The sequence below is a fragment of the Micromonospora sp. HM5-17 genome, assembly GCF_003762835.1.
Classification (GTDB): Bacteria; Actinomycetota; Actinomycetes; order Mycobacteriales; family Micromonosporaceae; genus Plantactinospora.
The window spans coordinates 347,453-370,194 of the sequence record NZ_RJWA01000005.1 but is presented as its reverse complement, the minus strand read 5'-3'; the positions used below and the strand labels follow the sequence as shown (position 1 = coordinate 370,194).

Here is a 22,742-nt window from a genome sequence, read left to right as displayed (position 1 = left end):
GTTCGCGCGGCCCGCCGCCCATCCGAGGCGGCGGGCCGCGCGTCGTTTTCCCGAAGGCCACGGACAAACGTGGGGCCAATGGTGTCGGGTGGGGCCACCGCACCGTCGCGCCTCGATCGTGTCGCAGTAGCCCGCCAGCGAACGGGGGGAGCACGCTCCGCCGGGTCTCGGGGTACGCGCCGGGCGGCTGACTCAGCCGATCACGAGGTCGAGCAGGGCGCCGCAGCGGGGACGCCGCCAACCCGACCACCCCGCCCCGGTTGTTCGCCGCCGGGGCGGCCGGTGATCCGCCGGCACGACCGTCCGCCTCTCGACGCTGAGGTGGCATCTCCGGACAGCGCGTCCGGACAGCGCGGCCAGCGACGCACCCGAGCGCCACACACCACCGCGGCCGGCGATCGAGGCACCAACCGTGCCTGAGCCCAGGTCAGCGTCGGGGCAGGCCGGTCAGCGTCGGACAGGCCGATGTGACGGCGCCTGCGGGCCGTTCCCGAGCCGGCTCCTCCTCCGCCGCTGGTCCACCAACGGTGCGGTCGACCGGACGGGTGTCCCACCGCGGTGGCCGTGCCGGCCGAGGTGACAGACGGCCCACCGCCGGTGGGGCAGGCCGCCCGGGGCGTGGGCGCGGTGCGCGACGAGAAGCCGGCCCAGCTCGTCGGGGTCGTCGCGGGGCTCCGCAGCCGGCGCGTGCACTCCGAGCCCGGTGGCGCCGTACTGCCGCCCGACGGCAAGGAGGCGTCACCGACTCCTCCGACCGGACGCGGCGGGTGTTGGCCGGGCGGTCGGCCGCGACCGCTGGGGCGGTGCTACGGGCCGGGAACAGGTGCTACGGGGCCGGAAAACAGCTGTGGCGCCCGCCGGATCTCCGGCGGGCGCCACACGTGCGGTACGGACGGTCAGCGGCGTTGGCCGCTGACGATCTCCTGCTGCTCGGGGCGCGGGTCGACGGGCGGGAGACCCGGCGAGACCGGCGCCTCGACCGGCTTCTCGATCGGGTAGAAGAAGCCCTTGATGGCCGGGCCGAGCGCCCCGAGCCGGTTCATCTTCTTCGGCACCACCCAGCCGACGTACTCCAGTTCGCTGTGTCCGTGCTCGTCGGTCGGGCCGAGCGGCTGGTGCACCTCGACGAACTGGCCGTTCGGCAGACGCCGGATGATGCCCGTCTCGACGCCGTGCGCCAGCACCTCCCGGTCATGCTGCTGGAGGCCCAGGCAGATCCGGTAGGTGACGTAGTAGGCGAGCGGCGGCAGGACGATCAGGCCGATCCGGCCGGCCCACGTCATCGCGTTCAGGCTGATGAAGAACTTGTCCGCGATCACGTCGTTGGCGCCCGAGATGGTCAGCACCAGCCAGAAGGTCACGGCCATCGCGCCGAGGGCGGTCCGGCCGGGCACGTCCCGGGGCCGCTGGAGCAGGTTGTGCGCCCGCCGGTCCTTGTTGATCCGCGCCTCGATGAACGGGTAGAGCAGCGGCATCACGGTCAGGAGACCGGGCAGGACGACGGTCGGCCAGAACAGCGGCGGGATGACGTAGCCGTCGCCGATCGGGATGTTGATCTCCCACGGCGGCATCAGCCGGGTCGAGCCGTCCAGGAACATGACGTACCAGTCGGGCTGGCTGGCGGCGGAGACCACGCCCGCCTCGTACGGACCGAAGAGCCAGATCGGGTTGATCTGGACCAGGCCGCCGAGCAGCGCGATCACGCCAAAGACGATCATGAAGAAGCCGCCCTGCTTGATCGCGTAGCGCGGGAACATCCGCTCGCCGACCACGTTCGAGTTGGTCCGGCCGGGGCCGGGCCACTGGGTGTGCTTCTGCTTGAAGACCAGACCGAGGTGGACGCTGATCAGGCCGACCAGCAGCGCCGGGATCAGCAGCACGTGGGCGATGAAGAACCGGCTGATGATGATGTCACCCGGGAACTCGCCGCCGAAGATCGACGACGTCACCCAGGAGCCGACCACCGGGATCGAGAGCATGATCCCCGAGGCGATCCGCAGCCCGGTGCCGGAGAGCCCGTCGTCCGGGATCGAGTAGCCGGTGAAACCGGCCAGGAAGCCGACCCAGAACAGCAGGTAGCCGATCATCCAGTTCAGCTCGCGCGGCTTGCGGAAGGCTCCGGTGAAGAAGATCCGCATCATGTGCACCACGATCGCCGCCATGAACAGCAGCGCGGCCCAGTGGTGCATCTGCCGTACGACCAGCCCGCCCCGGACGTCGAACGAGATGTCCAGGGTCGAGGCGTACGCCGCCGACATGTGGGTGCCGCGGAGCGGGGCGTAGCTGCCGTTGTAGGTGACCTCGGTCATCGACGGTTCGAAGAAGAACGTCAGGTAGACCCCGGTCAGCAGCAGCACGACGAACGAGAAGAGTGCGATCTCGCCGAGCAGGAACGACCAGTGGTCGGGGAAGACCTTGTTCAGCAGGGAACGCAGCGGGGTGTTCACACCGAGCCGGTCGTCGACCTCACGGGCCGCCTTCCCCGGCAGTGCCGCCATGTCGAGCTTTCGTCGCTTCACGGCCGCTCCCAGAAGTCGGGCCCGACCGTCTCGGTGAAGTCGGACTTCGCCGCGAAGAAGCCGTCCTCGACGGTCAGCGGGAGCTGGGGCAGACGGCGGCTCGCGGGTCCGAAGATCGGACGGGCGTTGTCGGTGATGAGGAACTGCGACTGGTGGCAGGGACAGAGCAGCCGGTTGGTCTGCTGCTCGTAGAGGCTGGCCGGGCAGCCCGCGTGTGTGCAGATCTTGGAGTACGCGATGTAGTTGCCCCACATGAAGTCGGCCTTGCCGGCCCGCTGGTTCGCCGCCCGGGCCTCCTCGGCGTCCTTCGCCCGCAGGTGGATCAGGAGCACGGGGGAGTCCGCGTACTTGTTGGTGGCCCCGTCGGGGATGCCGGGGAACACCGTGATCTGCCCACCGGGGCTGACGTCCTCCGGGCGGACCGGGGTGCCGTCGTGGTGGGTCAGCTTCACCAACCGGGTCGTGCCGTTCTCGACGATCGGCTTCCAGCCGGTGGTGAACATCTGGTTGTTCTTGTGCGGCTGCTCGATCAGACCGCCGACGATCGGGGCCGCCGCGACCACGCCGACCGGCGCCAGACCCGCCAGGAGCGAGACGCCCAGCAACGGCCGACGCCGGATGCCGAGCTCGTCGACCATGTAGAGGAGGGTGTTGCCGGTGAGCTTGCGTTCCTCGTCGGAGTCCGGCTCGTCGTGCCGGGCCTGGATCGACACCTCCTTCGGCAGCAGCTTCTTGCCCCAGGTCAGGATGCCGAAGCCGATGCCGAGCAGCGCGAGGCCGAGGGTCACGCCGAGGATCGGGGTGTAGTACTTGCTCGCCCCGGAACCGTGCTCGTACTCCCACGGCCACCAGATGTACGCCACGACGAAGGCCGTCGAGAAGAGGCCGACCAGCAGGAACATCCCGGCGACCGTCCGGGTGAGCCGGCGCTCCGCCTTGGTCCCGGGGACCGGGAACTGGGGCTCGTAGTGGACGATCTCGATGTCGTCCCGGCGGGCGCCCTCCCGGACGAGGTCAAACCGGCTCAGCTTCGGGTCGTTGACGTCGAACGGCTCCCGTGGGTTGTCCACGACCTGGTTGCTGTGCACGCCCGTACGTGTGCTCATGACTTACCCGCAATCCACAGCGCGGCGAAGACCAGCGCGACGATGCCGACCAGGAAGACCGCCACGCCCTCGGTGGAGGGGCCGAGGCGGCCGAGGTTGAAGCCACCCGGGTCGCGGTCCTTCGCCAGGGTCTCCTGGAGGTACGCGATGATGTCGGCCTTCTGGTCGGGCCGCAGCTGGTTGTCGCCGAAGACCGGCATGTTCTGGGGGCCGGTGAGCATCGCGGCGTAGATCTGCCGGTCGCTCGCCGGCCGCAGGTTCGGGGCAAACTTGCCGGAGGAGAGGGCGCCGCCGCCCCCACCGAAGGCGTGGCAGGACGAGCAGTTGAGCCGGAACAGGCGGCCGCCCTCGGCGGGGTCGCCGCCCCGGTGCAGGTTCTCGCCCTCGGGGAGCTGCGGGCCGCCGCCCAGCTCCTGCACGTACTGCGCGAGCTGCTGGATCTGGTCATCGTTGAAGACCGGCGGCTTCCGCTCGGCCTGGGCCTCCTGCCGGGCCAGCGGCATCCGGCCGGTGCTCACCTGGAACTCCACCGAGGCGGCGCCGACGCCGATCAGGCTCGGCCCGCGTCCCTCGACGCCCTGCGCGTTGCGTCCGTGGCAGCTCACGCAGCTGTTGTCGTAGAGCGCCTTACCCTCCTGCGCGGCGGTGCTCAGCTGCGGCGTGTCCTGCGCCTGCAGGCCCGGCGCGAAGACGGTGTAGGCGCCGCCGGCCAGGGTCAGCGCGGCCAGCAGCCGGACTGCGGCGCCCAGCCGCCGGCGGGCCTTGCTACGCGGGCCGGACCGCGCGCGGCGCAGCCGCGAGAGCAGCCCGCGGGAACGGGCGCCGCCGGGGGTGTCAGAAGTCATGGCCTGTGTCCTTAACGGTTTCTCGACCTTGTCTTAGGGACGGAGCATCGTGGCGAAATGTGACAGCACAAGATCACTGGAGCCAGTAGATCATGCCGTACAGCGCGATCCAGACCACATCGACGAAGTGCCAGTAGTAGGAGACGACAATCGCCGAGGTCGCCTGCGCGGGCGTGAACCGGCCCATGGTGGTCCGGATCATGAAGATGATGAAGGCGACGAGGCCACCGGTCACGTGCAGCGCGTGGAAGCCGGTGGTCAGGTAGAACGTCGAGCCGTACCCGTCGCCGTTGATCTTCACCCCCTCGTGCACCAGCTCGCGGTACTCGTTGAGCTGGCCGAGCACGAAGATCAGGCCCATGATGAAGGTGACGGTGAACCAGCGGCGCAGCGCGTGCACGTCCCCCCGCTCCGCGGCGAACACGCCGAACTGGCAGGTGACCGAGGAGAGCAGCAGGATCACCGTGAACGTCGTCGCGTACGGGACGTTGAGTACCTCGGTGTGCCTCTCCCACTGCTCCGGAGCCGCTGCGCGGATGGAGAAGTACATCGCGAACAACGCCGCGAAGAACATGAGTTCGCTCGAGAGCCACACGATCGTCCCGACGCTGACCATGTTGGGCCGCGTCAGCGAGTGGATCCGGCTCTTGTCAATGGCTGAGGCCGCAGTCACGCGGTCATTATTGCCCCTGAGCGGCATCGGCGATCGTCGGGGTGGCCTAACTCCCTCGTCGGACGGGGTGACGCGTCATGCCCGGCTTGTCTGGCCTAGCCTGAAAACGTGCTGCACCTCGACCCCGGCGCCGCTGCCGCCGCGCCCGTCCCGTACCCGGCCCCGGTCGTCCTCGCCGGCGGCGGGGCCGAGACGGAGCCGTTCACCGTCTCCTCGATCATCACCGAGAGCACGCTGAACAGCTGGCTCGCCGTGGGCCTGGTGCTCGCCGCGGCCCTGTATCTCTACGGGGTGCACCGGCTGCGGGTCCGGGGCGACCGCTGGCCGGTCGCCCGTACGGTGCTCTTCCTCGGCCCCGGTCTCGGAGGGATCGCGGCGGTGACCCTGAGCGGGCTCGGCGCCTACGACACCACCCTGCTGTCGGTGCACATGGTCCAGCACATGGTGCTCTCCATGGTCGCGCCGATCTTTCTGGCGCTCGGCGCGCCGGTCACCCTGGCACTGCGGACGCTCACCGGGGCGCCGCGGCGTCGGCTCCTCGCCGTCCTGCACAGCCGGGTGGCGCGGGTGGTGTCGTTCCCGCTCTACGCGTACGGGGTCTTCGTGGTCAACCCGTTCGTGCTGTACTTCACCGACCTCTATCGGCTGAGCCTGGAGCAGCCGCTGGTCCACGAGCTGGTGCACGCGCACTTCATCCTCACCGGCTGCCTCTTCTTCTGGCCCCTGCTGGGGCTGGACCCGTTGCCGGGCCGCTGGCCGTACCCGGCGCGGGCCCTGCTGATGCTCCTCTCGGTGCCGTTCCACACCGTGCTCGGGCTCACCGTCATGCAGAGCAGCACGCTCTTCGGCGGCGACTGGTACCCGTCGCTGAACCTGACGTGGGCGGACCCGTTCGCCGACCAGAAGGTCGCCGGCGGCATTCTCTGGGCCGGTGGGGAGTTCGTCAGCGTGACCATGATCGCCGTACTGGTGGTCCAGTGGATCCGGCAGTCCGAGCGGGAGGCCCGGCGGATCGACCGCGAACTGGACCGGCAGGAGGCGCGGGAGCGCGCCGCGGGCACCTCGGCCTGACGGTCGCCACGGCACCCCCGACCCGGCGCTCCGCACCACACCGAGCCGACTTCTTTACCTCACCGCCCCGGCCTCCTTGCCACACCACCCGGCGACGGCCCGTCGGGGCCGGACGCGACCGGGCCCGACCGGACGGGCGGCGGAACCGCGGGCCACCCGGGCCGGCGACCCGATCCGCCCTACGGGCGCGGCGTCCCGGAATGCGGACGAGGCCCACCCCCGGGACCGGGCGGCCCGGTCGCCTCCCGGGAGCGACCGGTACGATCGGCGGGCAGCTACGAGGTGGGAGCCTGGCAACCGATGAGCGATCGTCTACACACCGTCCTGCTCTACAGCGACGACCCGGAGGTGCGGAACCGGATGCGGCTCGCCGTGGGGACCCGGCCGGCCGCCGATCTGACCGTCGAGTTCGTCGAGGCGGCGACCTACGACGAGTGCATCCGGCTCGTCGACGAGTACGAGATCGACCTGCTGCTGCTCGACGGCGAGGCCACCCCGGCCGGTGGCATCGGTATCGCCCGGCAGATCAAGGACGAGCGGGACGACGCGCCGCCGACCTGCGTGGTGATCGCCCGGGCCGCGGACCGCTGGCTCGCGGCGTACGCCCAGGTCGACGCCACCCTGCTGCACCCGCTCGACCCGGTGACCACGGGCCAGACCGTGGCCGGGCTGCTCCGTGCCCGGGCCGCCGGAGCGCGCGCGCTCACCTGAGCGACGCCGCCGGCGACCGGCCCGGGACGCCGTCACACCGCCTCACCCGACCACCACCCGCTCCGCTCGGGAGGCCCGCATGGGGGAACGGACCTGGCCCAACCTTCTCGCCGCGCTGCTGCGCGCCGAGGAGCTTTCCACCGCCGACACCGCGTGGGCGATGGAAGAGATCATGTCGGGGGCCGCGACCCCGGCACAGGTCGCCGGTTTCGCGGTGGCCCTGCGCGCGAAGGGGGAGACCCCCGTCGAACTGGCCGGGTTGGTCGAGGCGATGCTTCGCGCGGCGACGCTGGTGGAGTTGCCGCCGGAGCTGCGGTCCGCCGCGGTCGACGTGGTCGGTACGGGCGGTGACCGGGCCCACACCGTGAACATCTCCACCATGACCGCGATCGTGGTGGCCGGGGCGGGGGTGCCGGTGGTCAAGCACGGCAACCGGGCCGCCTCCTCGTCGTGCGGTGCGGCCGACCTACTCGAGTACCTCGGCATTCCGCTGGATCTTGGTCCGGCCGGCGTGGCGCGCTGCGTCACCGAGGCCAACATCGGCTTCTGCTTCGCCGCTCGCTTCCACCCCGGGATGCGGCACACCTCGGTACCCCGCCGGGAGATGGGGGTGCCGACGATCTTCAACTTCCTGGGTCCGCTGACCAACCCGGCCCGACCCCGGTCCGGCGCGGTCGGCTGCTTCGACCCGCGGATGGCGCCCGTGGTGGCGGAGGTCTTCGCCCGGCGGGGGGACTCGGTGCTGGTGATGCGGGGCGAGGACGGGCTCGACGAGTTCAGCACGGCGGCACCCACCCGGCTCTGGATCGCCCGGCAGGGTCGGGTCACCGAGACGGTGGTCGACGCCGCCGATCTCGGCCTGCCCCGGTCGGCCCCCGGGGACCTGCGGGGCGGCGACGCCGCCTTCAACGCGGACGTGGCCCGGCGGCTGCTCGCCGGCGAGACCGGCCCGGTCCGGGACGCCGTCCTGGTGAACGCGGCGGCCGCGCTGGCCGCCCAGGACGGCTTTGCGGACGACGTGGTGCCGGCGCTGCGGGCCGGACTGCACCGGGCTGCCGAGTCGATCGACTCCGGCGCCGCCGCCCGGACCCTGGAACGCTGGGTCGAGGTGGCCCACGCCGCCAAGGCGGACGAGTAGGCCCAGACCGCCGGGTTCCCGGCTTCCCGTCCGGCTGACCGGTAGACCTCACCCGGCCGACGTACCGGATCGTCGGCCCTGGATCGCGACGCCGCGGCTCAGTCCGCCCAAAGGGCACGTCCCGGTCTCCGCGCCCCCGGTCGGCACCCCGGGTCGGCGCGAGCGTACGGGATCATGCCGGCCGGGGCGGATCCGTCCGCGTGTCCGTCGAACAACCGGGTACCCCCGAAGTTCAACGACGGAGGGGGGAACAACCATGTGGGTCACCAAGCGCTTAGGCGTGCTCATCTCGATGGTGCTGCTTGGCTTGGTGCCGGCGGGGGCCGCGTACAGCGCGGTCGCGCAACCGACGCCGTCCGGGACGCCGTCCACGGCGCTGTCCGCCCAGGACAAGCAGTTCCTGCAGTCGATTCATCAGGTGAACCTCGCGGAGATCGCCACCGGGAACCTGGCCCAGCAGAAGGGGACCAACCAGGAGGTGAAGTCGCTCGGTGCCCGCTTCGTGACCGATCACACCCAGTTGGACCAGCGGGTGCAGAGCGTCGCCTCGGCGGGCAAGCTGACGTTGCCGAACAAGGTGACCAGCGAGCAGCAGGCGGTGATGAACCAGCTGCAGAACGTCAGCGGTGCGGACTTCGACGCCCAGTGGGTCACCGCCCAGCTGACCGCGCACAGCCAGGCGATGCAGATCGTGCAGGCTGAGCTGACGCAGGGCTCGGACCCGGGCGCCAAGCAGGTGGCGCAGCAGGCGGCGCCGGTGCTCCAGGCGCACCACAACGCGTTGGTGGCGCTGGCCCAGAGCCTCGGCGTGCCGATCCCGGGTGGGGTCACGGTGACGCCGAGCCCGGGCGTCAGCTCGGGGACGCCGGCTCCGCGCGGTACGACGACCACGCCGGGCCCGACGATCAGCTGACCTCGGCCGATCGTCGGCTACTCCGCCGGCTGGCCGTGGCCGGGCGGGACGACGGGTCCACCGGCGACCGTGCCGGTGGACCCGTCGTCCCGGGCGTCTCCCGGGTGTCGGAGGGCTCGTCGGGGTCGCACCCGTTGGTCACGCCGGCGCCGACGCTCGTGGTCACGACGCTCGGCGGGCGGGCAGGTCGCCAGCGAACGCGGCGATCCGGGCGGCGAGCGGGGCGGCGGCCCGAACCCAGGTGAAGTGGTTCATCGGGGCACCCGCCTCCGCCGTCCCGTAGTGGTGTCGGATGAGCGGTGCGGCGGGCACCTTGGCGCAGAGGTGGTCGAGCGTCTCGGCGGGAGTCAACGGATCACCCTCGACGCTGACCGCCAGGACCGGGGTCCGTACGTCCCGGACGGCCGAGTCGGCGTCGACGCCGTCCAGCCGGGGGAAGCGGCCGGTACGGGCGGTGTGGGCCCAGTCCCCGATCACCCGCCGGGCCTGCCGTCCGCCGAAGCCCCAGCCGGGCCACCAGCCGAGGAGCCGCGCCGTGCCGTGGATCAGTTGGCTGCCGACGAGCACCAGGTGCCGGCGAAGCCCCGGGTAGAGCCGCCAGTACGGCACCCCGACCGCCACCAGGACCAGCCCGTCGACGTACGCGCCGCCGGTGAGCGCGACGTGCAGCAGCGCGGCCTGGCCGCCGAGCGAGTGGCCGAGCAGGAGTCGGGTACGCCCGTCCAGCCGCGACTTCAGCGCCTCGAGAACGGCGCCGACGTCGTCGACCAGTTCGGCGTAGCCGTACCGGGAGGCGCGGCTCGGTCGCGGGGTGCTCGCCCCGGTGCCGCGGAGGTCGGCGACCACCACCGCCAGCCCGGCGGCCCGCAGCGCGGCGACGAACGGTCGGTAGTAGCCGGCCGGGACCCCCATCGCGGGCCAGACCAGCACGACCGGGGCGGTCGGGTTTCCGTCCGGGTCCGGATAGATCCGGAGCGCGAGGCGGTCGTCGCCGCGGTCGACGACGAACGGCTCGTAGTCAACCTGCTCGTCGGGGGGCCGGGGGGTCACCCGGATGATCGTAGCGGGCGATGTTACCTGATGGTAGCTATGGTGGGTCGGCGTCCCGGGATGGCTGCGGGTCGGTGTCCCGGACAGTCAGTCGGAGTCGGGAAGGCCGATGGCGAAGGCCTCCTCCAGGTCGTGCTGGGAGTAGGCCCGGAACGCGATGTGGGACTCGGTCTTGACCACACCGGGCACCTTCGAGATGCGTCCGGCGATGACCTCGGCGATCTGGTCGAACTCCCGTACCCGGACGATCGCGATCAGGTCGACATGGCCGGCGACCGAGTAGACCTCGCTCACCCCGGGCAGGGCGGCCAGCGTCTCGGCCACCTCCGGAATCGAGTCGGTGGCGCAGTCGATCAGGACGATCGCGGTGATCACCGGTGGGACTCCTCTCGTCGACGTGCCGGCCGTACCGAGAATCGGGATCACCCCTCGGCACCGGAACCGCGGCTGCCCGCCCATGCTAAGGGTTGGCCCGCCCGGGCCCGGGCGAAGGTGCGGGAGGCGACGCCGATCCCGCACCGTGGCGCGGGGGTCGGACCCCGGGCGTGACCGGCGGGCGGGTCGTCGGTCAGCCGGTGCGGCGTGGGGTGTCGGCCTGACCGACGCGGGACGGTTTCTCGGCGTGAGCGGCGGGGTCAGGCCGCGCGCGGTCGGTGGGGTCAGGCCGCGGGCGTGGCGGGCACCGTCAGGTCCGCGCCGACCCGAACGGCGTCGACGAGGTGCTCGCCGGGATGGACCACGCCGCCCGGCCACACCACGGCCCGCTCGACCGTGCCGTGGACCACCGCGCCCGCCCCGACGACCGCGCGCCGGTGCCGGCCGGTGACGGTCGCGGTGGGGTCGAGCAGGCTCCCGGCGCCGGCCGCGTGCAGGTTCGCCGCCAGGTAGTCCGCCGGGGTTCCGGTGTCGAGGTACGTCCCGGTGAACTCGACCACCTCCAGCTCACCGGCCGCCTCGGCGGGGCGCCAGACGGTCCGGACCAACTCGGTCGGGGTGACGGGCAGGCCGCGGACCCGGGACCACGGCAGCAGGGAGAAGCCGGCGAACCGGTGCCGGCCGAAGTCGCCCGGGCGGGACGGGCCGGTGACAGGTCGGCCGAGCAGGCGTACGGTCCGGCCGTCCCAGCCGGCCAGCAGCGCGGCGATGTCCGGCCCGGGCGGGGCGTCCGGGGTGGCCAGGTACGCGTCGGCGTTGCCGACGAGGACGCCCCGGCCGTCGATCCAGTCCCGCAGCCGGGCAACCCCGCCGGAGGTGCCGAGCGGGTCGTCCGGCTCCACCGAGAGTCGTGCCCGGCCGCCGACGTGCCGGACCACCTGCTCGCCCAGGTAGCAGGCGTTCACCGCCACGGTGTCGGGGTCGGCGAAGCCGAGCGCCGCGACCCGGTGCAGGGCCCGGTCCAGCAGCGGCACGTTCCCGACGGGGCAGAGCGCCTTCGGCCGGTACGCGGTGAGGGGTCGCAGCCGGCGCCCCTCCCCGGCGGCGAGGACGATGGCGCAGATCCCGTCCGGCGCCGGCCCGCCGGGTGCGGGCGACGCGTCGCCGCCCCGGGTTGGCACGTCGCCGCCCGGGCCGCCGGCCAGCCGGGGGCCGGGGTCCGACCTGGGATCGCCGGGCTGGTTCACGTCGGTGGGCGGACGTCGGCCGGGCCGGGCTCGGCGGCGAGGGGGCCGATCCCGTAGTGGGCAAGGAGCCGCGCGGTCGCCGTGGTGAGCCGGGGCAGGTCGTCGAGGCGGTGCCAGGCGGCCTCGTAGACCTCGGCCCCGTCGACCGCCAGTTCCGTGGTGGAGGCCGGTACCCGTACCTCGAAGACCATGTCGACCCAGCCCTTGAGGTGGACCACCGCGTTCGGCACGGCCGGCTGGAACCGCTCCAGCGGCAGCGCGATCCCGGTCTCCTCGTGGAGTTCGCGGGCCGCGCCGACGACCGGCGCCTCCCGACGTTGCAGCAGGCCGGCCGGGAGGGTCCAGCCCTTGCCGGGTGGCTGCCGCAGCAGCAGGATCCGCCCGGGTTCCGCCGCCTCGGCGTCGCGGACCAGGGTGACCGCCCCGACGATGTACTTCGGGACGGCGAGCCGGACCAGCCGACGACGTATCCCGAGGGGGAGGCGGTAGAAGAGCTTGTAGCCGAGGGCACGCGTCGGCGAGCGGCGGGCGATCACCAGACCAGGCTAGAGGTCGTACGGGCGTGGTGGGTGACCCGGGGCCGAGCCGATCTCACTCCTGATGGTCGACCATGGCGATGAGCTGCTCCACCACGGTGTCCGGGTCGACCGTCCGGTCGACGACGGCGACGAGCAGGGTCTCCAGGTCCGGGTAGCCCTGCTGCTCGGCGAGGCGCCGCAGCGGGAGGTCGCTGGCCAGCCCGCGGTCGTGTTTGCGCAGGCAGAGCCCGATGGTGGCGCGGCCGAGTCGGACCTTGTCCGCGATGGAGATCCCCGGCTCCTGGTGATCGGCGAACCACCGGTTGATCTGCATCTGGGCGTGTGGGGACTTGACGAAGCGCAGCCACTCCCGGCGCGGGCCGGGCGGGGCCACCTTGAGGTCCAGCTCGCTCTCGGCCTGCGACTCGGTGAAGATCTCGACCACGTCGCCCTCCTCCAGTTCGGAGGAGAGCGGGGCCAACCGGCCGTTGATCCGGGCCGCCAGGCAGTGGTCGCCTCGCTCCGGACCGAGCTCGTAGGCCAGGTCCACCGGGGTGGAGCCGGCGGGGAGCACGATCGGCCGTCCCTCGGCGAAGACCTGGATCTGGGTCTCGGCGAGGTCACACCGCAGCGACTGGAGGAACTGGGCCGGGTCGGCCGTCTCCCGCTCCCAGTTGAGCACCCGCTGGAGCCAGTCGAGCTGCTCGGCGCTGGTGGCGGCGTTGACCCCCGGCCGGGGATAGCGGAAGTCGGCGGCGATGCCGTACTCGGCGGAGCGGTCCATCGCCGTGGTCCGGATCAGCACCTCGACGGTACGGTCGCCGGGCCCGATGACCGTGGTGTGCAGCGAGCGGTAGAGGTTGTTCTTCGGGGCGGCGATGTAGTCCTTGAACCGGCCGGCGACCGGCCGCCAGAGCCCGTGGACCGAGCCGAGCGCGGCGTAGCAGTCGGTGTCCGGGCCGTCGACCACGATCACGATGCGGGGGAGGTCGAACGGGACGGTCTGCTCCCGGGCGACGCTGTCCTTCCAGATGGAGTAGTAGTGCCGGGGGCGGGGTTTCACCGTGGCGACGATCTTGTCTCGACGGAGCACCACCCGGGCCTGGTTGACCACGTCCTGCAGGTACTCGGCCCAGTGGGGCCGGTTCTTGACGTGCTGGTCGATCCGCTCGTACCACTCGGGTTCGAGGTGGCGCAGCACCACGTCGTCCAGTTCCCGCTTGAGCGCCTGGATGCCGAGGCGGTCGCAGAGCGGTACCAGCACCTCCTGGGTGGCCCGGGCGATCCGGGCCCGGGAGGCCGGGGAGCGGGCGTCCAGGGTGCGCATGTTGTGCAGCCGGTCGGCGAGCTTGATGATCAGGACACGGACGTCCTTGCCGGCCGCGATGATCATTTTGCGGATCGTCTCGGCCTCGGCGGCCTTGCCGTAGAACGCCTTGTCGAACTTGGTCACCCCGTCGACCAGGTGCGCGACCTCCGGTCCGAAGTCGCCGGTGAGCGCCTGCAGGGTGTAGCGGGTGTCCTCCACCGTGTCATGCAGCAGCGCGGCGACCAGGGTCACCGTGTCCATGCCGAGCTCGGCACAGATCTGCGCCACCGCCAGCGGGTGGGTGATGTACGGGTCGCCGCTCTTGCGGAACTGGCCCCGGTGCATGCTCTCGGCAATGGCGTAGCTGCGCCGGAGCACCCCGATGTCGGCGTTCGGGTGGACGCTGCGGTGGGCCCGGGCGAGTTTGGCGACCGGATCATCCTCAGCGGACGGCCAGGAGAGGAACGAGCGCAGTCGTTTGCTCAGCGTGATCTCGCTCGCGCGGACGCCTCCGAGGGCGGCGCCGTGGCTGGCGTCGAGGTTCACGCGGAGCCACCTCCTCACTCACCACCCGTCTCTCGATGATTGCTTCTCGTGGCCGTGCGCGGGCGCGGACACGGAAGCAAACCCCGAAATCGGGCAGGACTGTACTTCTCTAACAGCCTAAGGGAGTGAAGGTCGTCCGATCGGTTACTTGGCTATGTGCGTTCGGATGGTAGTTGTGGCCTCGCCGCCTCGGCCCGGGCGAGCAGGCCTCGGAACCGCTCCGCGCCTCTGACCGGAGCGGACCATCCGCTGGAGGTCTCCACCAACCTCGTCTCGGGTCGATCCAACCAGGACAGGATCCGCTCGGTCTCCTCGGCCGAGGCGCTCGGCACCGGCCCGTGCCCGGGCAGCACCGTCTCGGCGGTGGCCCGGACCAGGTCGAGGACCGGCCGGGGTGGCACCCCGGGCGCGGCGGTGGCGGCCCCGGCGAGCCGGCCGTGCCGTACCACCGCGATGTCCCAGCCGCCGTCGGGGGTGCGCCGGGCGGCGGCCAGTTCGGCGATCCGGGTCAGCCCGACCAGCCGCTGCATCCGTACCGCGGCGCGGAGCACCGCCGCCAACCGGCTCCGGACCACCGCCGCCTCCTCGTACCGCTGGGCCGCGGCGAGGGTCTCGATCCGGGCAAGCAGGGCGTCGACCAGCACCTGTGGATCGTCCATCATGGCGGTCCGGGCCGGGGCGACCGCGCGCCGTTCGTACTCCGGCACCGAGATCCGGCCCTCGCACGGCGCCGGGCAGCGGCCCAGCTCCGCCAGGGCACAGGCCGGGATGGTGCGCCGGAGCGAGAGCCGGTGGGTGCACTGGCGCAGCGGCAGCGCGTCGTGGATCGCCGCGGCGGCGAGCTCCGCCGTCCGCCGGGAGTTGAACGGCCCCAGGTAGGCCTCGTCGTCCGGTGCGAGGTCGCGGACCACCGACAGCCGGGGATACGGCTCCGCCGTCAGCTTCAGCCACAGCATCCGCTCCGGAAACTTGGAGCGCCGGTTGTACGGCGGCGCGTGCGCCGCGATCAACCGGAGTTCCCGGACCTCGGCCTCCAGCGCGTGGGCGCACTCGATCGCCTCCACGCGTTCCGCCGCGGCCAGCATCTCCGAGATCCGGGCGCGCTTCTCGGCGGCGGTGAAGTAGCTGCGTACCCGGGTGGCGATGTCGCCCGAGGTGCCCACGTAGAGCGGTCGGCCGTCGGCGGCCCGGAAGACGTAGACCCCCGGCACCCGGGGCAGCCCGTCGGCCAGGTGGCGCTTGCGCCGCTGGATCGGGGTGACCGCCTTGGCGAACTCGATGGCGTCGCCGAGCGTCTCCACCCGGTGGCTGCCGAGCCGGGCGATCAGCCCGTGCAGCACGTCGACCGTTGCCCGCGCGTCGTCCAGCGCCCGGTGGGTCGGCTGGTGCGGGGTGCGGAAGTACGCCGCCAGGGTGCCGAGCTTGCGATTGGGTACCTCGTCGCGGGTGAGCACCCGGCGGGCCAGCGCGGCGGTGTCCAGCACCCGGGGGTTCGGCCAGTCGTATCCGTGCCGGGCACAGGCGGCCCGGAGGAACCCCACGTCGTACGGGGCGTTGTGCGCGACGAGGACGGCGCCCCGGAGGAACTCGAGGAGGCTGGGGAGCACCTGCTCGATCGACGGGGCGGGCGCCACCATCGCCTGGGTGATCCCGGTGAGCACGGTGATGAACGGCGGGATCGGCTCTCCCGGGTTGACCAGGGTCGCCAGCACCCCGAGCTCCTCGCCGCCGCGTACCTTGACCGCACCGATCTCGGTGATGCCGCCGCCGTCCGGGGTGCCGCCGGTGGTCTCCAGGTCCACCACGACGAAGGTGGTCTCGCGCAGGGACAGCCCGTCGTCGGGGCGGTCGCCTGCCGACGACCCGTCGCCCGCCAGGCCGTGCAGCGTCTCCTGCACGTATCGGAGCTGCGCCACGGCGGGCACGTTAGGCGCCCCGTACGACACTCCGGTCACTCGGGTCCCACCGGTTACCGCCGCCACCCCGCCGAGATCATCTGAGGTGAGGGGCGGCGGACCGGGGGTCGGTGGGAGACTGACGGTATGCCCCGCGTCGAACCGTCCCACGACCGCCCCGCTCCCGAGGCGGCCGACACCACGCGTGCCCAGGGCGGTGGATCGGAGCCGGCGGCCGACCGGACCGCGCCGGAGTCGGCCGGGGCGGTGACCGGTCCGGCGCCGGAGGTCGGCGGGCCGACGGGGGAGCCCGAGGGGTCCGGGTCGGTGCCGGAGTCGGCCGGGACCGCGACCGGGCCGCGGCCCGACGAGCCCGGCCCGGCGTCGGACGAGGCCGGCCCGCAGTCGGAGCCGACGCTGCCGGAGCCGGTTCGACAACGGATCATCAACCTGGCGGCGGCCGCACTGCCGACCCTGCCCGGTGACGAGTTGCCGGCGCCGCTGCGGCGGATCGCCAAGTTCGCCCCCAACCGGCGCGCGCGGCTGGGCGCGGCGCCGATCGCCACCCAGCTCGCCAGCGACCCGCTGTTCCGGCAGCGGGTGGCGAGCCGGGTGCTGGCCGAGGCCGGGGCGCTGGGCGCCGCCGTGGTATCGGGCAGCAGTCCCGCCGCCGCGGATCCGGTGGAGGTTGCCGCGCTCGCCTACCTGGCCCGGCCGGCGAACTGGCGGGAGCTGATCGAGGACGCCGGGGCGGCGGTCCGCGCCGAGGTGGACAGCGCCGTGGTGGCCGAGCTGGTCCGCGAGGCCGAGCAGCGGGCCGCCCGGGCCGAGCACGACCGCGCGGTGGCCAAGGTCGAGGCGGACAAGCTCCGGGACGAGGTGGCCCGGCTCCGCGAGGAGATCGGCCAGTTGCGGGAGGAGGTCCGGGTGCTGGGCCGGTCGCTGCGGGAGGCCCAGGCCCGGGAGCGTCGGGCCAACGAGCTGCTCGCCACCGAGAAGGGGCGGGCGGCCCGGGCGGCGGCCGACCACGAGGCGGAGCTGCGCCGGATGCGGGCCCGGCTGGCCGAGGCCGAGGCGGCGGCGGGCGCGGTCCGCCAGACCGCCAAGGAGGCCCGGTCCGTCGACGACGCCCGGCTCTGGCTGCTGCTGGAGACGATCGGCCGGGCCGCACTCGGACTCCGCCGGGAACTGGCCCTCGACCCCGCCGACCGCCTACCGGCCGACTACGTCGCCGACGCCTTCGCCGAGCAACCGGCCGCCGCCAACGCCGCGCGCGGGCTGGACGCCGACGATCCGGCCCGGCTCGACCAACTGCTCGCGCTGCCGCGGGCCCACCTCATCGTGGACGGCTACAACGTCACCAAGCGCGGTTTCGGCGAGATGTCGCTGGAGCAGCAGCGCAAGCGCCTGATCACCGGCCTCGGCGGGATCGCGGCGCAGACTGGTGACGAGGTGACCGTCGTCTTCGACGGCGCCGAACGCATGCACGGGCTGCCGCCCGCGCCGCGCGGCGTCCGGGTGCTCTTCTCGCGCAAGGGTGAGACCGCCGACGACCTGATCCGTCGCCTGGTCCGGGCCGAGCCGGCCGGTCGGCCGATCGTGGTGGTCTCGTCCGACCGCGAGGTCGCCGACGGGGTACGCCGGCACGGCGCCTATCCGCTCGGTGCCGACGCCCTGCTCCGCCGCCTCGCCCGCGCCTGACCCCCGGAGCTGAGCCGGCCCCGGGCGCCGGTGCGCGCCCGGGGAATTGCGCGTCCCGCGCCGTATCTCCCCGGACGGCCCCCGCTGGACCCGTGTGGGTGCTTTCGGTCGCGAACGGCCCTTCACGACCTCCTCGACGGATTTGTCGTACGGCGGCACTACCGTCGATGTGACCGACGGTGTCCGGCTCGCGACGAGCCGGCCACGAGTGGAGGAGGAGTCGATGCTGATCGACTGCGACACGTGTACGGCCCGGGGCGCGGCCTGCGCGGGGTGCGTGGTGAGCGCCCTGCTGGACCGGCCCTCGCCGGTGGCCACCCTCACCCCCGACGAGCAGTACGCCATCGAGGTGTTCGCCCGGGCCGGGTTCGATGTGGAGGTGCTGCCGACACCGCCGCCCCCGCCCGTCCGGCTGGCCACCCGGCGCCGACGACGCCGGGTCGCCTAGCCAGCGTCCTGGCCGGGCCCGCAGCCGGCGATGCGCCCGGCGCATGCCGCGGCCGGTCCCCGGCGTGGCCTGGTCGGGATCGAGGTGACCCCCGGCATCGCCGGCGGCACCGGCGACCGGCGTCCGAGCCGAGGCGCGGGGGAGGCTCGGGGCCGTCGGGGTCCGGACTCCGGCATAGGATGGCCGCGCGGAAGCGGGGTCGGCGGGAGGCGGCACGGATGGTGGAGCGGTACCCGGTCGCCCGGCCCGTGGCCGCCACGGGCGGTGGGAGACCGGGCGCGGGCGGCACCCCGACGCGTAGCGGTGCTCTGGTCGGGGCGCCGCGATGACTCCGCGCGCCTGGGCGAGCCTGGCACTTGCGGTCCTCGCTGCCCTGCTCGTCGCGGTGGTGGCGTCGCGGGTCCCGTGGCAGCGGCCTCCCGCGCCCCGGTCGGATCAGTTGGCGGCCCTGGCGGACCTACCCGCGGCGGAGGTCGCCCGGGGACGCGCCTTCCACGCGGCCCTGCGCCCCGGCACCTACGGAGGCATCGTCGCCGGGCTGCTCATCGCCCTGCTGCTCGGCCTGACGCCGCTCGGCGCGCGGCTCGTCGAACTCGTCGGCCGCCCGTTCGGCGGCAACTGGGTCGCCCAGGCGGTGCTCGGCGGTCTGGCCGTGGTGCTGGTGGCCGACCTGGTCACCCTTCCGTTCGCCGCCTGGCGGCACGCGGTGGTGGCCCGCTACGGGCTGGCCACCCAGGGCTGGGGCGGCTGGACCGTCGACCTGCTCAAGTCGTACGCGGTCAGCGCCGTCATCGGGGCTGTGGCACTGCTCGGCTTCTACACCGTGACCAGGTACGCGCCGCGCTGGTGGTGGGCGATCGGCGCCGTGGGGGCGGCGGCGCTGGTCACCCTGCTCTCCTTCGTCCTTCCCGTGCTGGTGGAGCCCATCTTCAACCGGTTCACCCCGATGGAGCCGGGGCCGCTGCGTACCGAGCTGATGGCGCTGGCCGAGGCCGACGGCGTGCCGGTGCGGGACGTACTGGTCGCCGACGCGTCGCGGCGAACCCGGGCGTTGAACGCGTACGTCTCCGGTTTCGGCCCGACCCGTCGGATCGTCGTCTACGACACCCTGCTGCGCGCGGCGCCTCCCGCCGAGGTGGCCAGTGTCGTCGCGCACGAGCTGGGGCACGCGAAGGAGCGGGACGTGCTCACCGGCACCCTCACCGGGGCGCTCGGCGCCGCGGCCGGGGTCGTGGCGCTCTACCTGCTCGGCTCCTGGGGGGCGCTGCTCCGCGCCGCCGGTGTCGGTTCGGTCGCCGAGTCGCGGGCGTTTCCGCTGCTGGTCGCGGTGGTCACCGTTGCCGGGGTGCTTGCCGCACCGGCCCAGGCCTGGGTCTCCCGCCAGCTTGAGGCCCGGGCGGACGCGCACGCGCTGGCCCTGACCGGTGCCGGCCGCCTTCGAGGCGATGCAGCGCCGGCTCTCCCGCGTCAACCTGGCCGACCCCGATCCGCCCCGCTGGGTGTACCTCTACTCGGCCAGCCATCCGTCCACAGTTGAGCGCATGGCTGCGGCCCGCGCGTACGCCCGAGGAGCCGGCGGTTGACCAGGACACTGCTCGTCACCAACGACTTCCCCCCGCGACCCGGCGGGATCCAGTCCTTCGTCCACGGTCTCGCACTCCGGCAGCCGGCCGGCTCGGTCGTGGTCTACGCCTCGACCTGGCGCGGCGCCGAGAAGTTCGACGCTGACCAGCCCTTCGAGGTGGTCCGCGAGCCGACCACGGTGTTGTTGCCGACTCCGCGCGTCGCCCGCCGGGCGGCCCAGCTCGCCCGCGCGTACGACTGTGACACCGTCTGGTTCGGGGCCGCCGCCCCGTTGGGCCTGCTCGCCGCCGGGCTGCGTCGGCGGGGCGGCATCCGTCGGGCGGTGGCGCAGACCCACGGCCACGAGGTCGGTTGGGCGGCACTGCCGGGCGCGCGTACGGCGCTGCGCCGGATCGGCGACGGTGTCGACGTCACCACCTACCTGGGCGAGTACACCCGGGTGCGGCTGGCCCGGGTGCTGGAGGGCCGTACCGAGCTGCGGCGACTCGCCCCCGGGGTGGATGTCGAGGTGTACCACCCGGACGTCGACGGCGCCGAGGTCCGGGCCCGCCACCGGCTGTCGGACCGGCCGGTGGTGGTCTGCGTCTCCCGGCTGGTGCCGCGCAAGGGACAGGACGCGCTGATCCGGGCGTTGCCGGAGATTCGGCGCCGGGTGCCGGGGGCGGCGCTGCTGGTGGTCGGCGGCGGGCCGTACCGGAAGACGTTGCACCGGCTCGCCCGACAGGTCGGGGTCGCGGACGACGTGGTCTTCACCGGGTCGGTCCCGGCAGCCGAGCTGCCGGCGCACTACGCCGCCGGCGACGTGTACGCGATGCCGTGCCGGACCCGCAACGGCGGGCTGGACGTGGAGGGCCTCGGCATCGTCTACCTGGAGGCGTCCGCGACCGGGCTACCGGTGGTGGCCGGCGACTCCGGGGGCGCGCCGGACGCGGTCCGCGAGGGGGAGACCGGGTACGTGGTCAACGGCCGGGACCTCCGGCAACTCGCCGATCGGGTGGCCACCCTGCTCGCCGACCGCGACCTGGCCCGACGCATGGGTGCGGCCGGGCGGGCCTGGGTGGAGCGGGAGTGGCGCTGGGACCGGCAGGCGCGCCGGATGACCGAGCTGCTGGCCGGCTGACCGAGTCCTCGGGTGACGGGCGCCGGCTGCGGAGCCGCCGGCGGCACGACGGTGGGCGACGCCGACCGGATGACGCGGGTCCCGTCAGGGCGGCGGGATCGCCGCGCCACGACCCGGCGTGCATGATGGCCGTCGATGCTTCGGCGTGGCAGTCTGTTCCCGTGCGGGACGCGTTTACCTCATCCGTCGCGGTGGCGGCCACACTGCTGACGGCCATCGGGCTCGGGCTGTGGCACCGTCGCCGGGACGGCCTGTTCCGGCCCGTGGCCCCGGCCGGCCCGGCACCGGAGAGCCTGGCGGCGCCGGAGAGCCTGGTGGCGGCCGTGCCGCGGCGGCCCGAGCCGGCGGCGTCGGCCGTGTCGGAGCCGCCGGACCCGAGCGCCGGGGCAGGCCAAGCCGACGGGGCGGAGACGCGCGCCGTGCTCACCGCGCTCGGCGTACGGCTGGGGACCCCCGCCACGCTCCTGCAGTTCTCGTCGGCGTTCTGTGCCCCGTGCCGGGCTACCCGCCGGGTGCTCGCCGAGGTCGCGGCGCTGCTCGACGGCGTACGTCACCTCGAGGTCGACGCGGAGAGCCACCTGGCCGCGGTCCGGACCCTCGGGATCTGGCGCACCCCGACCGTGCTCGTGGTCGACGCCGAGGGGCGGGTGGTCCGGCGGGCCGTCGGCGTGCCCCGCAAGGCGCAGGTGATCGCCGCCGTCGCGCCGCTGCTTGGCGACGCCACACCGTGATCGTCCGGGCCGTCGCCGACGCCGAGTCGACCGAAGCCCCTTCCCCCGAGAGGTGACCGTGTTGCTCGACCCTCGCGCGCCACGTTTCGTGGCGGCACTCACGGCGCTCGTCATCGTCGTCGTCCTGGTCACCGCCTCCGGCTGGGTGGCGCTGGCACAGGCGGCGGTCTACGCGATCGGCGCGCTGAACCCGCGGTGGAACCCGTACGCCCTGCTCTTCCGGGCCGTGGTCGCGCCCCGGCTGGCCCGGCCGGCCGAGCTGGAGCCGGCGGCGCCGGTCCGGTTCTCCCAGGTCGTCGGGTTCGTCTTCCTGCTCGTCTGCGCCGCCGGCTACCTCGGTGGCGCGCCGGTGCTGGGCCTCGTCATGGGCTGCCTGGCGCTGGCGGCCGCCTTCCTCAGCGCGGCCTTCGGCCTCTGCCTCGGCTGCGAGACGTACCTGGCGTTCCGGCGGCTGACCGGCCGCGCGGTGCCGTCCCGGGTCCCCGATCCCACGCCCTGACCCCGGTGCTGACGCTCACGGCTGCTGACCCTGGGCGGGCCCGTGCCGGCCCGCCACCCGGGATCAGCGGGCGTCAGAACTTCGGCGCGTCCGGTGCCTCCAGCAGGCCCAGCCGGAGCGCGGTCATCAGCGCCTGCGCCCGGTTGGCCGCGCCCAGCTTCTCGTAGAGCTTCGAGATGTGGGTCTTGGCCGTCGACTCGCTGACGAAGAGCTGCTTGGCGATCCCCGCCACGCTCATCCCGTCGGCGAGCAGGCGCAGCACCTGCCCCTCCCGGGGCGAGAGCTGCGGGCCGGAGGGGGCGAGCCGGCGCTTCATCGCCTCGGCGAGATCGGCGGCGGTGAAGGCGCTGGGCGACGAGGCGGCGTGCCGGGCGGCGGCCACGACCTCGTCGGCGGGGGCGGTCTTCGGGACGAAGGCGCTCGCACCGGCCTCCAGGGCGCCGAAGAGCTGGTCGTCGCCGGCGTACATGGTCAGCACCACGATCCCCATGGTGGCGCTGGACTTCCGGAGGGCACGGGTGGCTTCGAGCCCACTGCCGTCGGGAAGGCGGAGATCCATGATCACGACGTCGGGCTGCAGAGCGCCGGCCTGTCGGACCCCTTCCGCGGCGGTGGCGGCTTCGCCGACGACCTCGAACTGCCGGTCCCGCTCGAACGCGTGCCGGAGTCCCTTGCGGATCAGGTCATGATCGTCGACGAGCAGGACCTTGGTCCGAGTGGTCGGCATGGGGCTGGTGGTCATG

20 protein-coding genes and 1 pseudogene are annotated in these 22,742 nt (G+C 73.3%); 10 read left to right on the top strand and 11 right to left on the bottom strand.

The window, feature by feature from the left end; all coding sequences use genetic code 11:
• Window positions 1–896: 896 nt before the first annotated feature.
• The 4 genes from EF879_RS17275 to EF879_RS17260 form a co-directional block, all read right to left on the bottom strand.
• Window positions 897–2,519, bottom strand: coding sequence for a cytochrome bc complex cytochrome b subunit (locus EF879_RS17275; RefSeq protein WP_123559799.1), 1,623 nt, complete (start codon window positions 2,517–2,519; stop codon window positions 897–899).
• A complete protein-coding gene (locus tag EF879_RS17270) occupies window positions 2,516–3,625 on the bottom strand; it encodes a ubiquinol-cytochrome c reductase iron-sulfur subunit (protein WP_123559797.1) in 1,110 nt (369 codons plus the stop codon). Before EF879_RS17270 ends, EF879_RS17275 begins: the two co-directional genes overlap by 4 nt.
• The gene (locus tag EF879_RS17265; RefSeq protein WP_123559795.1) at window positions 3,622–4,470 is read right to left on the bottom strand and encodes a cytochrome c; all 849 of its coding nucleotides are present in this window, start codon (window positions 4,468–4,470) and stop codon (window positions 3,622–3,624) included. The genes EF879_RS17270 and EF879_RS17265 overlap by 4 nt, the downstream gene beginning before the upstream one ends.
• Window positions 4,471–4,543: 73 nt before the next feature.
• Window positions 4,544–5,143: a heme-copper oxidase subunit III gene (locus EF879_RS17260; RefSeq protein WP_123559794.1), complete on the bottom strand. Its 600-nt coding sequence runs from the start codon at window positions 5,141–5,143 to the stop codon at window positions 4,544–4,546.
• A gap of 108 nt (window positions 5,144–5,251) precedes the next feature.
• Here EF879_RS17260 and EF879_RS17255 point away from each other — a divergent pair, with 108 nt between their 5' ends.
• The 4 genes from EF879_RS17255 to EF879_RS17240 all read left to right on the top strand — a co-directional run bounded on the left by EF879_RS17255 (window position 5,252) and on the right by EF879_RS17240 (window position 8,976).
• Window positions 5,252–6,214 (top strand): cytochrome c oxidase assembly protein, encoded by a 963-nt coding sequence (locus EF879_RS17255; protein ID WP_123559792.1) that lies wholly within the window; start codon window positions 5,252–5,254, stop codon window positions 6,212–6,214.
• A 300-nt stretch (window positions 6,215–6,514) separates the two neighbouring features.
• Window positions 6,515–6,925, top strand: coding sequence for a response regulator (locus EF879_RS17250; RefSeq protein WP_123559790.1), 411 nt, complete (start codon window positions 6,515–6,517; stop codon window positions 6,923–6,925).
• A gap of 79 nt (window positions 6,926–7,004) precedes the next feature.
• Complete coding sequence (trpD, locus tag EF879_RS17245) at window positions 7,005–8,063, top strand: anthranilate phosphoribosyltransferase (RefSeq protein WP_123559788.1); 1,059 nt, start codon at window positions 7,005–7,007, stop codon at window positions 8,061–8,063.
• A gap of 256 nt (window positions 8,064–8,319) precedes the next feature.
• The gene (locus EF879_RS17240; RefSeq protein ID WP_123559787.1) at window positions 8,320–8,976 is read left to right on the top strand and encodes a DUF4142 domain-containing protein; all 657 of its coding nucleotides are present in this window, start codon (window positions 8,320–8,322) and stop codon (window positions 8,974–8,976) included.
• A 162-nt stretch (window positions 8,977–9,138) separates the two neighbouring features.
• Here the strand turns inward: EF879_RS17240 and EF879_RS17235 are convergent, their stop codons facing one another.
• The 6 genes from EF879_RS17235 to EF879_RS17210 all read right to left on the bottom strand — a co-directional run bounded on the left by EF879_RS17235 (window position 9,139) and on the right by EF879_RS17210 (window position 15,937).
• Window positions 9,139–10,026 carry an alpha/beta fold hydrolase gene (locus tag EF879_RS17235; RefSeq protein ID WP_370375512.1) on the bottom strand — a complete coding sequence of 296 codons (888 nt, stop codon included), beginning with the start codon at window positions 10,024–10,026 and terminating at the stop codon, window positions 9,139–9,141.
• 87 nt (window positions 10,027–10,113) lie between these two features.
• Window positions 10,114–10,401, bottom strand: coding sequence for an Lrp/AsnC family transcriptional regulator (locus EF879_RS17230; protein WP_123559785.1), 288 nt, complete (start codon window positions 10,399–10,401; stop codon window positions 10,114–10,116).
• Window positions 10,402–10,685: 284 nt separating this feature from the next.
• Window positions 10,686–11,525 (bottom strand): NTP transferase domain-containing protein, encoded by an 840-nt coding sequence (locus EF879_RS17225; protein WP_233604545.1) that lies wholly within the window; start codon window positions 11,523–11,525, stop codon window positions 10,686–10,688.
• A gap of 119 nt (window positions 11,526–11,644) precedes the next feature.
• Window positions 11,645–12,181, bottom strand: a complete 537-nt coding sequence (locus tag EF879_RS17220) for an NUDIX hydrolase (RefSeq protein WP_370375521.1) — start codon at window positions 12,179–12,181, stop codon at window positions 11,645–11,647.
• Between the two features lie 58 nt (window positions 12,182–12,239).
• Window positions 12,240–14,021: a bifunctional (p)ppGpp synthetase/guanosine-3',5'-bis(diphosphate) 3'-pyrophosphohydrolase gene (locus tag EF879_RS17215; protein WP_123559781.1), complete on the bottom strand. Its 1,782-nt coding sequence runs from the start codon at window positions 14,019–14,021 to the stop codon at window positions 12,240–12,242.
• Between the two features lie 152 nt (window positions 14,022–14,173).
• A complete protein-coding gene (locus EF879_RS17210) occupies window positions 14,174–15,937 on the bottom strand; it encodes a DEDD exonuclease domain-containing protein (protein WP_123559777.1) in 1,764 nt (587 codons plus the stop codon).
• Window positions 15,938–16,063: 126 nt separating this feature from the next.
• Here EF879_RS17210 and EF879_RS17205 point away from each other — a divergent pair, with 126 nt between their 5' ends.
• From EF879_RS17205 to EF879_RS17180, 6 genes and pseudogenes are all read left to right on the top strand, one after another.
• Entirely contained in the window at window positions 16,064–17,617 is a 1,554-nt protein-coding gene (locus tag EF879_RS17205; RefSeq protein WP_123559775.1) for an NYN domain-containing protein, read from the top strand.
• A 223-nt stretch (window positions 17,618–17,840) separates the two neighbouring features.
• Complete coding sequence (locus tag EF879_RS17200) at window positions 17,841–18,065, top strand: hypothetical protein (RefSeq protein ID WP_123560027.1); 225 nt, start codon at window positions 17,841–17,843, stop codon at window positions 18,063–18,065.
• Between the two features lie 325 nt (window positions 18,066–18,390).
• Window positions 18,391–19,648 (top strand): annotated as a pseudogene (locus tag EF879_RS17195) (M48 family metallopeptidase).
• On the top strand, window positions 19,645–20,769 hold the full coding sequence (locus EF879_RS17190; protein ID WP_123559773.1) for a glycosyltransferase family 4 protein: 1,125 nt from the start codon (window positions 19,645–19,647) through the stop codon (window positions 20,767–20,769). The pseudogene EF879_RS17195 and the gene EF879_RS17190 overlap by 4 nt, the downstream one beginning before the upstream one ends.
• Before the next feature lie 161 nt (window positions 20,770–20,930).
• Window positions 20,931–21,500 (top strand): thioredoxin family protein, encoded by a 570-nt coding sequence (locus tag EF879_RS28205; RefSeq protein ID WP_233604531.1) that lies wholly within the window; start codon window positions 20,931–20,933, stop codon window positions 21,498–21,500.
• A gap of 58 nt (window positions 21,501–21,558) precedes the next feature.
• Window positions 21,559–21,999, top strand: a complete 441-nt coding sequence (locus tag EF879_RS17180) for a DUF4395 domain-containing protein (RefSeq protein ID WP_123560023.1) — start codon at window positions 21,559–21,561, stop codon at window positions 21,997–21,999.
• Window positions 22,000–22,072: 73 nt separating this feature from the next.
• Here EF879_RS17180 and EF879_RS17175 read toward each other — a convergent pair whose 3' ends face one another.
• A complete protein-coding gene (locus EF879_RS17175; protein WP_091557164.1) occupies window positions 22,073–22,741 on the bottom strand; it encodes a response regulator transcription factor in 669 nt (222 codons plus the stop codon).
• Window position 22,742 lies beyond the last annotated feature (1 nt).